This is a genomic window from Micromonospora yasonensis, from assembly GCF_026013475.1.
In the GTDB taxonomy this organism is placed as follows: domain Bacteria; phylum Actinomycetota; class Actinomycetes; order Mycobacteriales; family Micromonosporaceae; genus Micromonospora; species Micromonospora yasonensis.
This window is the reverse complement of record NZ_JAPDPH010000508.1, coordinates 1-274: the sequence shown is the minus strand read 5'-3', so window position 1 is coordinate 274 and position 274 is coordinate 1. Positions and strand designations below refer to the sequence as shown.

General features: G+C 67.9%; 1 protein-coding gene. It reads left to right on the top strand.

The features are described from left to right. Window positions 1-38: 38 nt before the first annotated feature. Window positions 39-274, top strand: a 236-nt coding sequence (locus tag ONA70_RS36585) for an integrase core domain-containing protein (RefSeq protein WP_265011036.1), incomplete at its 3' end; no start/stop codon positions are given.

The window sequence follows — 274 nt, the reverse complement described above, 5'->3', positions numbered from 1 at the left end:
TCGCCGCCGCATGCCAGACGGCCGGCATCCGGCAATCGATGAGCGCGGTCGGCAGTTCCGCCGACAACGCCGCAGCCGAATCGTTCAACGCCACCTTCAAACGCGAAACCCTCAAGGGCCGCCGCGCCTTCACCGACAAACGCGAAGCCCGCCTGACCGCGTTCCGCTGGCCGCACCGCTACAACACCGTCCGACGCCACTCCCGACTCGGACAGCAATCACCGATCACCTACGAGAAGACCACCCGACTGGCACCGGCTACGCTGGCCCCGGC